This window comes from Nocardia sp. NPDC051787 (assembly GCF_040681325.1).
In the GTDB taxonomy this organism is placed as follows: domain Bacteria; phylum Actinomycetota; class Actinomycetes; order Mycobacteriales; family Mycobacteriaceae; genus Nocardia.
On record NZ_JBFAYO010000001.1, the window covers coordinates 236746 to 249556 of the forward strand.

The following is a 12811-nucleotide window of genomic DNA, read 5'->3' on the forward strand; positions in this document are numbered from 1 at the left end:
ATCCGGGCCATGCTACTGGCGAGCCGGACCGTTGACCAGGTATGTGTGACGCGCGCGACCGGCATCGATGCGGGTCGGCTATCACGCTGGTGGGTTACTGGGTACCGGAGGGCGGGTCGCAGACCTTCCATCCGTCGCCGGTGCGTTGCAGGTCGAAAGTGCGTTGCGACCGTTTGGCGGGGTCGGCCTCGGTGTACACAGTGGCCTGCGCGATAGCCGTGTCGTCGGTGACGCGAATGGCGTCGATGCTGTCGACCACCGGGATGTTCTTGCGCTCCATCGACAGCTTGTGCACGCCAGCGAACTGGTCATCCGGGATGCCCTGGTAGAAGTCGTGCAGCGGGCCGCAGGTGGTAGAGCGCAGGGTGGCCAGGTCGCCGGATTTCAGGGCATCGGTGTAGTCGGTGATGGTGGCCCGCACCTGCTCCTCGGGGGAATTGGCGCCGGACGTCGTGACCAGCGCCACGATCGCCGCGACCAGCGCGACCACCAGCACGGCCGCCGCGCCGAGCACGAGCAGTCGCCGACTGGACCGCGCGGTATCCGACGGCGCGGTACCAGGCTGCGGCGGCGGAGTGATCCGCTGCGGCTGCGCGATCGGCCGCGGCTGCGGCGGACGCGGACCGGCCAGCGACTGCGCGGGCACGGTTTGCTGGACGTCCGCGGGCGACGGGGCCGTCGCCACCTGCCGGGGAGCGCCCGGAGCTCGTTGCGGGGACGGGCGGGTCTCCTCGACTCCTGGTCCGTGCTGCGGTGGCGCCGACGGACCGTGTGGACCGGGCTGCTTGGGACCGCCCGCTGGGCGCGGGGTGCTCGGCGGCTTCGTGATCGGCACCGGCCCCGCCGCGGGCGCGACCACACGATCGGTACCCGCCCGGCCACCGTCGGCGGGCCGCTGGATCGGCAGCGCGACGGTCTTGGCGTCGTCCAGGTCGACCACCGGCATCGCCATGGTCACGTCATCCGAGCCCGGGGGATTCTGCTCATCGGGTTCGGTGGGTGCTGCCGCCTTCGGACCCGCGGCGCTCGACGGCTTGCGCATCACGACGGTCGCGGCGTCTCCGCCCGCTCGGCTGGGATCGTTCTGCGGGATTGCTGCCGTCTTCGCTTCGGCGTCAGAAGCGTCGGCCGCGGTTCCGGTTGACGAACTCGCCCCTGTTTGCGCGGGCGCCTCGGTCTTCGAACCCGCCCCGGACTTCGCGTCGGCGCCGGGGGCTGGCTTGCCCTTGTCCGGCTGATCTCGCGCTGCGGCTTCTTTCGAGGCAGGGGTGCTCGAAGCGGACGGGAGTTGATCCCGTTTGATCACCTGGGTGCGGTCATCGGACGCGGCCCCACCTGGTGCGGAACCGGCATTCGGCGCCGCTGGCTCGGACTTCGCGTCGTCGCTGGGGGCGGGCTTGCCCTTGTCCGGCTGGTGCTCGCGCGCCGCGGCTTCTTTCGAGGCAGGGGTGCTCGAAGCGGACGGGAGTTGATCCCGTTTGATCACCTGGGTGCGGTCGTCCGACGCGGCTCCGCCTGGTGCGGAACCGGCATTCGTCGTCCCGCGCGTCGCGTCCGCCTTGCCGGTCTCCGATCCGGCAGGTGCGTTCGCCGTACGTTCGGGTCCAGACGCGCCTGCGGCCGCCGCTCCGGTGGGCGACCCTTCTTCGGTTCGGTCGCCACGGGGTTTCGTGCCCGCCGCTCCGGACGCGAGCGAACTCGCGGATGCCGACGGGGAAGCCTTCGATTCACCTGGACTGCCAAGGGCCGCGGCCGCGGACTTGGCGGCTGTGCCACCCGAGGGCTTGCTCGCGGGCGAGTTCGGGCTTGTGCCGGAAGAAGGCCCCTTCGTGCCGCTGGCGGCTGCCGGGCGCGATGTGGGCGGTGTGGTGGCGTTGGTGGTACCGGAGGCCGATGCGGATGGGCCGCCGGTTGCCGGTCGGGACGCGGGTGCGCCGGAAGCGCCCGGGTTTCCGGACGCTGTGGGTCGGGCGGTGCCCCTGGCTGTGGTGTCGGCGGTTCCTGGCGCTGGGGTGTTCGTGCCGCCGGATGCCCCGGTCGCGGGCTTCGGGCTGGGCTGTTCTGCGGAGCCGCCGCTCTTGCCGGCGGGGCTTGCCGGTCCGGATGCGGGCGAGTTCGTTGGCGCGGAGCCGGGAGCCGAGTCCGGTGTGGAGGGGCTCGCGGGTCGGGACGTGGCCGTGTTCGCGGCAGCGGGGCCGGCGGGTGCCGTGTTGGCGTCGGCCGATTCAGGTGCCGCTGAATTCGCGTTCTTGATGTCCGCTCTCCCGCCGGGCACCCGTCCCTGCTCGCCGCCTCGAGATGCACCGGCCTGCCCCGACGCGGAACCTTTTGCCTCCGTGGGAGATTCGTCCGTGTCACGCGGCGACGCGGGCGCGGTCCACGCTGCCCAGGTCCCCGGCCGCCGCGGTGGCTGAGCGATCCGCTGCGTGGATGCGGCGGAAGGTGCCGGAGCGCCTTTCCCTGCGGGCGGGGTGCGGTCGGCGGCGGCGTCGGGGCGTGCGTCGGCCCCGGCCGAGTCGGCCGGTCCAGCGCTATCCCGCGCCGGATTCTTCTCGTCGTTCGGGTCGGACACGCACACCCCTCGCTCAGGTGGAACTGTGGAACTCGACGGCCAGCCTAATGGGCGCAACCGAACGAAGTCCGCCAATCAGCCCCGTACCAGGCCGATCGAAACCGAAGCCGCCGCATCAGTGGGCGTAGCCAGACGGAACCGATCTGATCCCGCGCCGAGCGGAGCAAGGCTGAGCCCGCCATGTGGTGGACGCAGGCGGGCGGTGCAGAATGAACCGCATGACCTCGTTCGGTGACCTGCTCGGACCGCAACCGGTACTGCTACCCGAAATCCCCGATGCCGAGGACGCGCTCGGCGACAACGCCGATCCGGTGCGGGTCGCGGCGGATCATCCCGCCGCATCGATCGCTTGGGCCCACCTCGCGGAGGCGGCGCTGACCCGCGGCGAAGCCAAGGACGAGGCGGTCAACCACGACATCATCGCCGCGTACGCGTTCGCCCGCACCGGCTACCACCGCGGCCTCGATCTGTTGCGCCGCAACGGCTGGAAGGGCTTCGGGCCGGTGCCGTGGAGCCACGAGCCCAACCGCGGTTTTCTGCGTAGCGTCGGGGCGCTGGCCCGCGCGGCGAAGGCGATCGGCGAGAGCGAGGAGTACGCGCGCTGCCTGGACCTGCTGGAAGACTGCGACCCGCGTGCGGCCGCGGAACTCGGCCTCGACTGAGCAGTAGTGTTCGCGGCATCGCGTAGCGATTCGATGAGGGCTGGTCGGGTGACGGGTGGGCTCGACCCGAATTCCCGCGTCGGCACCGCTGGCGCGAGCGGCTTGGCTCGGTTGCGCGCCTCGTGGGCGCGGCTGCGGCGTTCGGCGCTGCCGATCGTCCAATGTTCGGTCGGCGCGGCGCTGGCGTGGTTTCTCGCCCATCACGTGATCGGCCATACGCTGCCGTTCTTCGCGCCGACGGCCGCCGTGGTGTCGATCGGTATCTCCTTCGGCGCCCGGCTGCGGCGTTCGGTCGAACTGGTGGTCGGCGTCGCGCTCGGTATCGGTTTCGGCGATCTGTTCATCTCCCGTGCCGGCACCGGCGTCTGGCAGATCGCGTTCGTGGTCGCGGTCGCCATGGCAGCGGCGGTGTTCCTCGACGGCGGTTCGATCATCACCATGCAGGCGGCCGGTTCCGCGGTGCTCGTCGCGACGTTGCTGCCGCCCTCGGTGGGCGGCGGCTTCTCCCGCATGATCGACGCCCTGGTCGGCGGTCTGGTCGGCGTGGTGGTGGTGGCCGCGATTCCCCTGCATCCGGTGCGTAGGGCCAGGGCGTTGGCGGCGGACATTCTCGCCGTGATGGGCAAATCGATCACCGAGTGCGCCGACGGACTGCTCGAGCAGGACCCGGAGAAGGTGCGCCGCGCCCTCACCGCGGTTCGCGCGACCCAACCGCAGATCGACTCGTTGCGCGCCACCCTGGAAGGCGGCCGCGAGATCAGCCGGATCTCGCCGCTGTACTGGAACTCCCGTGCCCGCCTGGAACGCATCAGGGCCACCGCGGACCCGCTGGACAACGCGATCCGCAACACCCGAGTCCTGTTGCGGCGCTCGCTGACCCTGGTCCGCGACGACGAAATCCTGCATCCCGGCTTGATCGATGAGGTGGAGCGCCTCGGCCAAGCCGTGGACGTGGTGCGCCGGATGATGCTCGCCGACCCGGGCGAGCAGCCCGACCGGGCCGAGGCCGCCCGCGTACTGCGCTCGGTGGCGAAGGGTGCGCGTCCGGAACTGGTTGCCGGTGCGGGACTTTCGGCGCATGTCGTGTTCGCGCAGGTGCGTTCGACGCTGGTAGACCTGATGCAGGTGTGTGGGGTGCAGCGTATCTCGGCGATTGCCCTGCTACCGCCGACGGTCAAGCACCCGTACGTGCGGCCGGAAGCCTGAGCCAGACTACTCAGCGGTAATCGGACATTCTTGCCGGGCAAGGTGGTACGCGTCCGGCGTGCCGGGACGCAGACCCGAGCTTCGGGTAGTGCGCTACCCGTGTTCCGCGCGCACCAGCGCCGTAGTTTTGCGATGTGACCGCGAGTTGGCGGGGTATCGCGGTCGATCGCTTCGCACGCGGACGAAATGGCCCACCAGCCAGGGTGTGGTGGCTGGGGTGGGGGCGGGGTCGGACGCGGGTGAAGAAGCCAAGGCCGCCTGGTCGACACGACCGGGCGGCCTTGTGCTGCTCCGAGCGTTCCCGGGGCGCTCGGGCACCGATGCGCGGGCCGGCCATCCCGCCAGGGAATCAGGTCCAGAAGCGGGTCAGATAGCTTCCGTACCGCGACCAATTCGACGGTACGCCGGACAGTTCGAACAGCGCGTACACCGCGTCGAAGAACACTTGATTGATGGCGGGCGTGAAGAGCAGTGCGAACAGGATCAGCATGCCGAACGGCTTGAACTGATCGAGTGAGCGTCTGGTCTGGTAGCTCAAGGACGGCTCGACCATCCCGTAGCCGTCCAGTCCGGGTAGCGGGATCAGATTCAGCAGGGTGGCCGTGATCTGAAGGAACGCAAGGAAACTCACGCCGAACCAGAACGCCGGATGCGCGTCGGTGCTGCCCCAGATCCGGACCACCACCAGAAGCAGCACCGCGCACAGCGCGTTCACGGCGGGCCCGGCGCCGCTGATGATCCGTTGGGTCCGCGGCGCGACATTGTGCGTGTGCACATACACCGCGCCGCCGGGCAGGCCGATCCCCCCGAGCGCGATGAACACCATCGGTAGAACGATCGACAGCAGGGGATGGCTGTATTTCAACGGATTCAGGGTCAGATAGCCGCGCAGTTCGACCTCGCGGTCACCCGCGCGCCACGCGGTGAACGCGTGCGCGAATTCGTGCAGGCACAGGGTGACCACCCAGCCGAACACCACGAGAACGAAAACCCCGGCCTTGGCCCTGGTCGAGTCCACCGGGGCGTCCCAGGCGAGCGCGCCGCCCACCGCCGTGAGAACGACCACGAGCAGGAACACCGGGCTCGGCCGGACGGCGCGCGTCCTGCGATTGATCGGAAATGGTGAGCTCATCGCACCAGGTGCCAGGACTCGTGGTGGCGGTAGAAGGTCGAGCGCGGCACCGGGCGGTCGGTGCGGATGCCATCTCTGGCCACGATCGCGCCGGGAGTACCGAGCTGGGCGGCCCGCCCCTCCGACCAGCGGCGTTTGCGGATGCCCTTGCGCACGGTGGCCCGCACACCGGGCAGTTCGAGCGATGGTGAGACGATCATGGCCGTCACCTCTCCGGAGAACAGCTGGGTGTCGTCGACGTAGGCTTCGCCCTCCAGCTTCGCGCCCTCGACGCCGGTGATCACCGCGCGACCGACGAGCACCGTGCCGGTGTCGTCCCGGATCAGCGGCGTCTCCACGCCACGACCCCCGATGGCGCGCTTGGCCGCCGCGTTTCCGGTGCCGGTCTGGTACGCGCGTGAGGCGTAGGTCTTCTCGACCGGGACGTAGCCGATCTCCACGTGCAGCCGCTCGGTGCGCATCAGGTGGGTGAGCACCGCGGCCAGTGCGGCGTCCTCGCCCAGCACGATGAGCCGCGGCAGGCTGTCGGCGGCCAGGACGGGAAGCAGCTCGTCGATCTCGGCTGGATCGGGGATGGCGGCCGTCTGGGTGGTCGGCAGTGCCGCGAGCGCGATGGGTACGGGTGCGCTGTCGCAGCGGAGAACATGGGTACTCAAGCTGCCGTACACCCTCCTCGGTTCGAGCCGACACCGTCGGGCCCCTCGCCACTTCCGGGTGAACCGCAAGGGTTCGCCCGTGCGCCGCGCTGCCGCCCGGCGTGCCGTGCAACCATAGCCCTGCCCGGCCGTGGCCACACGGTTGTCGAGCCTACGACGAGATCCGACGCGACGCCGTCTCGGACGGGTCGGCTAGACTGTGCTTCCGGCCACCGCCTCAGTACGGCAGGTAGCTGCAACACACCAGTGTTGCCTGTCGAACCGTAGGAGACACGACCATGCCGGCAATCGTCCTGATCGGCGCCCAGTGGGGCGACGAGGGGAAGGGCAAAGCAACCGATCTGCTCGGTGGCCGGGTGCACTGGGTGGTCCGCTACCAAGGCGGCAACAACGCGGGTCACACCGTGGTGCTGCCCAACGGAGACAATTTCGCGCTGCACCTGATCCCCTCCGGCATCCTGACTCCGGGAGTGACGAACGTCATCGGCAACGGCGTTGTCGTCGATCCCGGCGTGCTGCTCGCCGAGCTGGCCGGTCTGGAGGAGCGCGGCGTCGACACCTCCGGTCTGCTGCTCTCGGCCGACGCGCACCTGATCATGCCGTACCACGTGGCCATCGATAAGGTCACCGAACGCTTCCTCGGCAACAAGAAGATCGGCACCACCGGCCGCGGCATCGGCCCGTGCTACCAGGACAAAGTCGCCCGTGTCGGCGTGCGGGTCGCGGATGTGCTGGACGAGAAGATCCTCACCCAGAAGGTCGAGGCCGCGCTCGAGTTCAAGAACCAGGTGCTGGTCAAGATCTACAACCGCCGCGCACTGGACCCGCAGCAGGTGGTGGACGAGGTGCTCGAGCAGGCCGACAGCTTCTCCCACCGGATCGCCGATACCCGGCTGAAGCTGAACCTGGCGCTGGAGCGGGGCGAGACAGTGCTGCTGGAGGGTTCGCAGGGCACCCTGCTCGACGTGGACCACGGCACCTACCCGTATGTCACGTCGTCGAACCCGACCTCGGGCGGCGCCGCGGTGGGCGCGGGCATCGGGCCGAACAAGATCAATACGGTGCTCGGCATCCTCAAGTGCTACACCACCCGGGTGGGTTCCGGTCCGTTCCCGACCGAACTGTTCGACGAGTCCGGCGCCTACCTGGCCAAGACCGGCGGTGAAGTCGGCGTCACCACCGGCCGCGCCCGGCGCTGCGGCTGGTTCGACGCGGTGATCGCCCGCTATGCCACCCGGGTGAACGGCATCACCGACTACTTCCTCACCAAACTGGACGTTCTCTCCAGTCTGGATACGGTGCCGATCTGCGTGGCCTACGAGATCGACGGCGAGCGGGTCGAGCAGATGCCGACCACGCAGACCGAATTCCATCACGCGAAGCCGATTTACGAAGAAATGCCCGGTTGGTGGGAGGACATCTCCGGCGCGCGCAGCTTCGACGAATTGCCCGCCAACGCGCGGGCGTACGTGTTGCGCCTGGAGGAGCTGTCCGGCGCCCGGATTTCCTGCATCGGCGTGGGGCCGGGCCGGGACCAAACCATCGTCCGGCACGACGTCCTCGGCTAGAACCTGTTCGAATTCCGCGCGGTCCAGCGCAAATTCGGCCGGTTCACCACAAATTCACCAGCACGATAGGGCCCGCTCGGCTTCGATCATGATCGTCGAAGCTCTAGAGTTAGAGCATGGCTCGGAACTGGCCGATGATCGAGCGCGAAAGCGAATTCGAGGCGATCCGCGCGGCGCTGACCGGTCCGGAGCACGTCGGGGTGGTGCTGACCGGCGATGCCGGAGTCGGCAAGACCACCCTGGCCCGGCACGCCACCGCCGCGATCGGTGGCAATATCCGCTGGGTGGCGGGCACCGAGTCGGCGCGCAGCATTCCGCTGGGAGTATTCGCGCACATGGTCGGCGTCTATACGGCGCACGACCCGGTCACGTTCATGTCGGCGGCGCGCGAGGCGCTGCTCGCCGACGGGCACACCGTGATCGGTGTGGACGACGCGCACCTGCTCGACCAGCTCTCCGCCACCCTGCTGCTCCAGCTGGCCATCGACAAGGCCGCGCACATCGTGGTCACCGTCCGCAGCGGAGTCCCGGTGCCGGACGCGATCACTTCACTGTGGAAAGACGGGCACTTGACGCGCATCGACCTGCGCCCGTTCACCCAGCGCCAGAGCGTGGAGCTGGTCGAGTCGATGCTCGGTGGGCAGCTCGAGGGGTTCACCGCCAATCTGATGTGGGAGTCCTCCGCCGGAAACGCGCTGTTCCTCCGGCATTTGGTCGAGGGCGCGCTGGAGGCGGGCACGCTGCGTCAGGTCAACGGCGTCTGGCAGTTGCGCGGGCGGGCCGCGGTGACCTCGGAACTGGCCGCGCTGCTCGAGGACCGGGTCGAGCAGCTGCCCGAGTCGGTGCTGCGGGTGCTGGAGCTGCTGACCTTCTGCGAGCCGATCGATCTGGACGTGCTCGCCGAATTGGCGGGTGAGGACGCGGTGGAAGCCGCCGAAACCCGCGGCGTCATCAAGGTGGTGGAGAATACGCAAGATCTGAGCGTGCGCTACAACCACCCGCTTTTCGGTGAGGTGATCCGGCGCCGGCTCGGCATCGCCTCGGCGCGCCGCTTGCGCGGCCGCCTGTATTCCTCGCTCAAGGAACGTCCGATCAAATCCGCGGCCGACCGGATCCGCTTGGCCGAATTGGCCCTGGACAGCGATAAATCCGCGGATCTGGAATTGTTCGAGGCGGCCGCCGCCGACGCGATCGGATTGGCGAATCTGCCGCTGGGCGAACGCTTCGCACGGGCCGCGGTGGAACGACGCGGCGGCGTGGAGGCTGCCGACCTACTGGCGCGCGCCCTGCTGTGGCAGGGCCACCGGATCGAGGCCGAACGCACGCTGGCCAGCTTCGATCCCGATCAGCTCGACGAGGTGCAGCTCGCGCGCTGGGGCAGTACCCGGGTGGCGAACCTGTTGTGGGCCATGGGGGATGCCGACCGCGCCGACGACGTGCTCACTCTGGTGCGCGGGAAGGTGCGGCACCCGAAGATCGCGGCCATCTTCACCGGTCTCGCCTCGGCGAGCGCGGTCAACGAGAACAACATCGATGACGCGATCGCCGAAGCCGAGACGGTCATGTCCACCACGGACGCGCCGCCGTGGGCGGTGTGGTGGGCCGCGTTCGGCGGCGGCTTGGCCTTGGCGTTGATGGGCAAAGCCGAAGCGGCCAGACAGTACGCGGCCCGCGGGCACGAGGTGGAGGAGCACATCGACGGGCTCAACCGCTTCATGTCGACCCACGCCGAGGTACTCGCGCTGACCTTCACCGGCGATCTCGAGGCCGCACGTCGTTGCGCCGGAGCGTATTTCGGTTACTCCTCGCCAGGCCAATACCTGGCCTGGGGTATGTCGAAGATCCTGCAGGGCACCGTCGACGTGGCGCAGGGCCGGTTCAACGACGGCATCGAGCATTTGGAACAGGCGCTGGCCGCGCTGGCCGCCGAGGGCGCCGCCGCATGGATGTTTCCCGCGAGAATTCGCCTGGCGGAAGCGTATTCGGCACTCGGCCGCGCCGCCGAGGCCGCCGAGTCGATCGCTCACGCCACCGAGCGCGGCGGCCGGCACAGCGCGGTCTACGAGCCACAACTGGAAGTCGCCCGCGCCTGGCTGGCCGCGGCCGAAGGCACCGTCTCCCCGGCCATCCGGATCGCGGTGGGCGCCGCCGACGCGGCGGCCCGGGCGCATCAGCACGCGATCGAGGCCATCGCACTGCACACGGCGGCCCGCTTCGGCGACCACTCCGTGGCGGGGCGACTGGCCGACCTGGCCGCTCGGCTGGACGGGCGCCTGGTCCAGGCGCAGGCGCGGCACGCGGTGGCGCTGGCCGCCCACGATGGTCCCGGACTCGACGCCGCCGCGGCGGAATTCGAGCGGATCGGCGCGATGCTGTCGGCCGCCGACGCCGCGGCGCAGGCCGCGTCGGCACACGAGCGGGCCGGAGACCGGCGCAGGCTGCTGGAGTCCGCCGCCACGGCCAACCGGCTGGCCGCGGCCTGCGGCGGAGCGAGCACCCCCGCCTTGCGGCAGGCCGCGCAGCCCTTGCCGCTGACCGCGCGGGAACGCGAGATCGCGAACCTGGTGGCGGCGGGCTTGTCCAACCGGCAGATCGCCGACCGTCTCACCGTCTCGGTACGCACGGTGGAAGGCCACCTCTACCGTGCCTGCATCAAGATGGACGTCACCGATCGCGAGTCGCTCGGCGCACTGATGCGCGGCGAATCCGGAAGTGGGTGACCGGCCGTGCGATCAACTGTCGTGGCGTGTGCGGTAGCGGCCGGGGTGGCCTTGGCCGCCGGGTGCTCGGACGGGCAGCCCGCGCCGGTCACCAGTTCAGCGGGCCCCCCGGCGACGGTGGCGCCGTCGCAGTCGGAAACCATCCAGGAGCGCAACGCCAGAATCAGGCAGAAGCTCATCGAACTCGGTTGCTCGACGAACGCATGCATCCAGACGTACTTCGGCTGCATGGACGGATACATCACCGGGGAAGCCTGCGATTTCTACCGCGAACACCCGATCGACTGATTTCGCGGCGCCGCGCGTTTCGTGCGGCTCATGTCCGAGGCCGAGCGGTGTCAACCGGCGGGCTGCTCGGCGCCGGTGAGGAAGGCGCCCGCGACCGGCGCCAGTAGGCCGATGTTCGGGTTGTGGCTGAGTCCGGGGATCTCCTGGAAGACGGCATCGGGGACAACCGCGGCGATGGCCCGGGCGCCCTTGCGGAGCAGCACGTCGCTTTTGCCGCCTGCGATGACGAGGGTCGGCGCGCCGACCGCGGACCAGTCCTGGGCGCGCAGCGGCTCACCGCGCATGAAGTCGCGCATCACGGCCCAGTCGTGCGCGGTGGACGGCGAGGTGGCGAGCAGGCCCTTCCAGAACGGGGTGAGGCGCATGAGCGCGACCATCGCGCGTGGCACCCCCATCGCCTTGGTCATGTAGAACCGCACGATGTCCGCGCGACGGTCGGCGGCGATCAGCTCATGCAGGCGCGCCCCGAGGCCGGCGTGCGGCACGAACCCCTCATGGTCGACCACGAAGGGCGGCTCGAACGCGACGACCTTCGTGATGCCGTTCACCCGGCCGGACGCGGCCGCCCGCAGCGCGAGCGCGGCGCCGGAGGACCAGCCGAACAATGCGGCCGCACCGCCCGCGGCCTCGACCAGCGCGGCGATATCGTCGATTTCCCGATCGACGTCGTAGACGCCCGGCGAGTCCGTGCTGTCGCCGCGACCACGCCGGTCGTAATTGAGCACGGTGATTTCGTGCTGCCCGGCGAGTGCCTCGGCCAGCGCGACCATCTTGGGAAACTTCCGGTAACCGAAGGCGCCGCCGATCAGGATGACGGTCTCGGCCTCGCCGCCTACGTGCCGGTCGAACGCGATGATGGTGCCGTCGGCGGAGGTTACGGTCTGCATGGCTGGCTCACTTTCCTCTTGGCGGGGTCTGTCGAAGTCCTTGCCGATACCGACGGAGTGAACGCCGCGAATTCATCGGACCGCTGCTTCCACGCCACTGGGCGGTTCAAGACTCAGAACAGGGTGGGCTCGCCGAATCCCGGTGTGCGCTCGATGGTCAAAAGTCGCTGCTTGGTGTCGATTCCGCCCGGGGCGGAAAATCCGTGCAGCGCATGGTCGGCCGCGAGCACGCGATGGCACGGGATGATGAGCGGAATCGGGTTGCGGCCAAGGGCTTGTCCGACGGCCTGGGCGGCGCCGGGTGCGCCGACGCGCTCGGCGACTTGGCCGTAGCTGAGGGTGTGGCCGGGATCGATGGCGCGGGTCACGGTGTAGACGGCGCGGTGGAACGCGGGAATTCCGGTGGTGTCCACGGGGATCCAGCGCAGGTCGTCGAGTTCTCCCGCGAGGTGGGCGCGGATGCCCGTGATGGCCTCGGCGATGGGACCGGTGGGCGCTTCTTCGCGGATCTCCTCGCCCTGGTATCCGGCACGGCGGCGGGTGATGCGCGCGCGGGTGGCGGCCGGGCTCGCCTCGGGGAGCTGGAATCGGATCACCGCTTTGCCGCTCCACGCGATCGCGCAGCAGCCGATCGCGGTATCGAACAGCGCCGCCGCAACGGGGACGGCCGCGGCCGGACGGCTCGGGGCCGCCGGCTCCGCAGCCGAGCCGGTGACCTCGGCGGCCGGGCCGGCGGCCGCGGAGGCGAGGCGCGTGGCGTCACTCATGAGCCAAGTCTGCACCCGGGGACCGACAAGTTCGAAACGACCAGTCCAGTTGTTCGGAAGTGGCCTGTGACTCGCGAACCGTCCCGTGCTCAAACGCGCGGTTTCTCCGCGTCGGGCCAGTCGGGATCAGGCACGTCTTCGCGACTGTAGATCGCCGCTAGATCGGAGTATCGCCGCTGGTCCTCGTAGTAGGAGACGGACCGGTCGGACATCGGTGTGCACGGGTGGAAGCGTTCGAGACGAAAGGTGGGCTCGTTGCGTTTCGGTGCATAGTGATAGATCGAATAGCCGAAAACGGCGAGGATGAACAAGGTGGCGAGGGCGTTCATTCCGCCAGAGTGCGCTTGACTGGC

General features: G+C 69.5%; 12 protein-coding genes. 6 read left to right on the forward strand and 6 right to left on the reverse strand.

The window, feature by feature from the left end; all coding sequences use genetic code 11:
* Positions 1 to 94 precede the first annotated feature (94 nt).
* Positions 95 to 1486 carry a hypothetical protein gene (locus tag AB0M45_RS01085; protein WP_364321222.1) on the reverse strand — a complete coding sequence of 464 codons (1392 nt, stop codon included), beginning with the start codon at positions 1484 to 1486 and terminating at the stop codon, positions 95 to 97.
* Between the two features lie 184 nt (positions 1487 to 1670).
* Here AB0M45_RS01085 and AB0M45_RS01090 point away from each other — a divergent pair, with 184 nt between their 5' ends.
* From AB0M45_RS01090 to AB0M45_RS01100, 3 genes are all read left to right on the forward strand, one after another.
* Complete coding sequence (locus AB0M45_RS01090; RefSeq protein WP_364321225.1) at positions 1671 to 2414, forward strand: hypothetical protein; 744 nt, start codon at positions 1671 to 1673, stop codon at positions 2412 to 2414.
* A 367-nt stretch (positions 2415 to 2781) separates the two neighbouring features.
* Positions 2782 to 3234, forward strand: coding sequence for a DUF3151 domain-containing protein (locus AB0M45_RS01095; RefSeq protein ID WP_364321228.1), 453 nt, complete (start codon positions 2782 to 2784; stop codon positions 3232 to 3234).
* Between the two features lie 111 nt (positions 3235 to 3345).
* Positions 3346 to 4440 (forward strand): FUSC family protein, encoded by a 1095-nt coding sequence (locus AB0M45_RS01100; RefSeq protein WP_364321762.1) that lies wholly within the window; start codon positions 3346 to 3348, stop codon positions 4438 to 4440.
* 349 nt (positions 4441 to 4789) lie between these two features.
* Here AB0M45_RS01100 and AB0M45_RS01105 read toward each other — a convergent pair whose 3' ends face one another.
* Positions 4790 to 5572 carry a site-2 protease family protein gene (locus AB0M45_RS01105; RefSeq protein ID WP_364321231.1) on the reverse strand — a complete coding sequence of 261 codons (783 nt, stop codon included), beginning with the start codon at positions 5570 to 5572 and terminating at the stop codon, positions 4790 to 4792.
* The gene (locus tag AB0M45_RS01110) at positions 5569 to 6228 is read right to left on the reverse strand and encodes a hypothetical protein (protein ID WP_364321234.1); all 660 of its coding nucleotides are present in this window, start codon (positions 6226 to 6228) and stop codon (positions 5569 to 5571) included. The genes AB0M45_RS01105 and AB0M45_RS01110 overlap by 4 nt, the downstream gene beginning before the upstream one ends.
* Positions 6229 to 6506: 278 nt before the next feature.
* On the opposite strand from AB0M45_RS01110, the gene AB0M45_RS01115 reads away from it, so the two are divergent.
* The 3 genes from AB0M45_RS01115 (at position 6507) to AB0M45_RS01125 (ending at position 10804) form a co-directional block, all read left to right on the forward strand.
* Positions 6507 to 7796: an adenylosuccinate synthase gene (locus tag AB0M45_RS01115; RefSeq protein ID WP_364321237.1), complete on the forward strand. Its 1290-nt coding sequence runs from the start codon at positions 6507 to 6509 to the stop codon at positions 7794 to 7796.
* A 116-nt stretch (positions 7797 to 7912) separates the two neighbouring features.
* Positions 7913 to 10516: a LuxR C-terminal-related transcriptional regulator gene (locus AB0M45_RS01120; RefSeq protein ID WP_364321240.1), complete on the forward strand. Its 2604-nt coding sequence runs from the start codon at positions 7913 to 7915 to the stop codon at positions 10514 to 10516.
* Between the two features lie 6 nt (positions 10517 to 10522).
* Positions 10523 to 10804 carry a hypothetical protein gene (locus tag AB0M45_RS01125; protein WP_364321243.1) on the forward strand — a complete coding sequence of 94 codons (282 nt, stop codon included), beginning with the start codon at positions 10523 to 10525 and terminating at the stop codon, positions 10802 to 10804.
* Positions 10805 to 10854: 50 nt separating this feature from the next.
* Here the strand turns inward: AB0M45_RS01125 and AB0M45_RS01130 are convergent, their stop codons facing one another.
* The 3 genes from AB0M45_RS01130 to AB0M45_RS01140 all read right to left on the reverse strand — a co-directional run bounded on the left by AB0M45_RS01130 (position 10855) and on the right by AB0M45_RS01140 (position 12787).
* Entirely contained in the window at positions 10855 to 11691 is an 837-nt protein-coding gene (locus tag AB0M45_RS01130; RefSeq protein ID WP_364321246.1) for an alpha/beta hydrolase, read from the reverse strand.
* Between the two features lie 113 nt (positions 11692 to 11804).
* Complete coding sequence (locus AB0M45_RS01135; RefSeq protein WP_364321249.1) at positions 11805 to 12458, reverse strand: MGMT family protein; 654 nt, start codon at positions 12456 to 12458, stop codon at positions 11805 to 11807.
* An 89-nt stretch (positions 12459 to 12547) separates the two neighbouring features.
* Complete coding sequence (locus AB0M45_RS01140; protein ID WP_364321252.1) at positions 12548 to 12787, reverse strand: hypothetical protein; 240 nt, start codon at positions 12785 to 12787, stop codon at positions 12548 to 12550.
* Between the last annotated feature and the right edge of the window lie 24 nt (positions 12788 to 12811).

What these genes read in the sequence shown, in the direction of transcription:
- AB0M45_RS01095 (WP_364321228.1), top strand. Translation starts at nt 2,782, where the DNA reads ATGAACCGCATGACCTCGTTCGGTGACCTGCTCGGACCGCAACCGGTA.
- AB0M45_RS01105 (WP_364321231.1), bottom strand. Translation starts at nt 5,572, where the DNA reads ATGAGCTCACCATTTCCGATCAATCGCAGGACGCGCGCCGTCCGGCCG.
- AB0M45_RS01115 (WP_364321237.1), top strand. Translation starts at nt 6,507, where the DNA reads ATGCCGGCAATCGTCCTGATCGGCGCCCAGTGGGGCGACGAGGGGAAG.
- AB0M45_RS01120 (WP_364321240.1), top strand. Translation starts at nt 7,913, where the DNA reads ATGGCTCGGAACTGGCCGATGATCGAGCGCGAAAGCGAATTCGAGGCG.
- AB0M45_RS01130 (WP_364321246.1), bottom strand. Translation starts at nt 11,691, where the DNA reads ATGCAGACCGTAACCTCCGCCGACGGCACCATCATCGCGTTCGACCGG.
- AB0M45_RS01135 (WP_364321249.1), bottom strand. Translation starts at nt 12,458, where the DNA reads ATGAGTGACGCCACGCGCCTCGCCTCCGCGGCCGCCGGCCCGGCCGCC.
- AB0M45_RS01140 (WP_364321252.1), bottom strand. Translation starts at nt 12,787, where the DNA reads ATGAACGCCCTCGCCACCTTGTTCATCCTCGCCGTTTTCGGCTATTCG.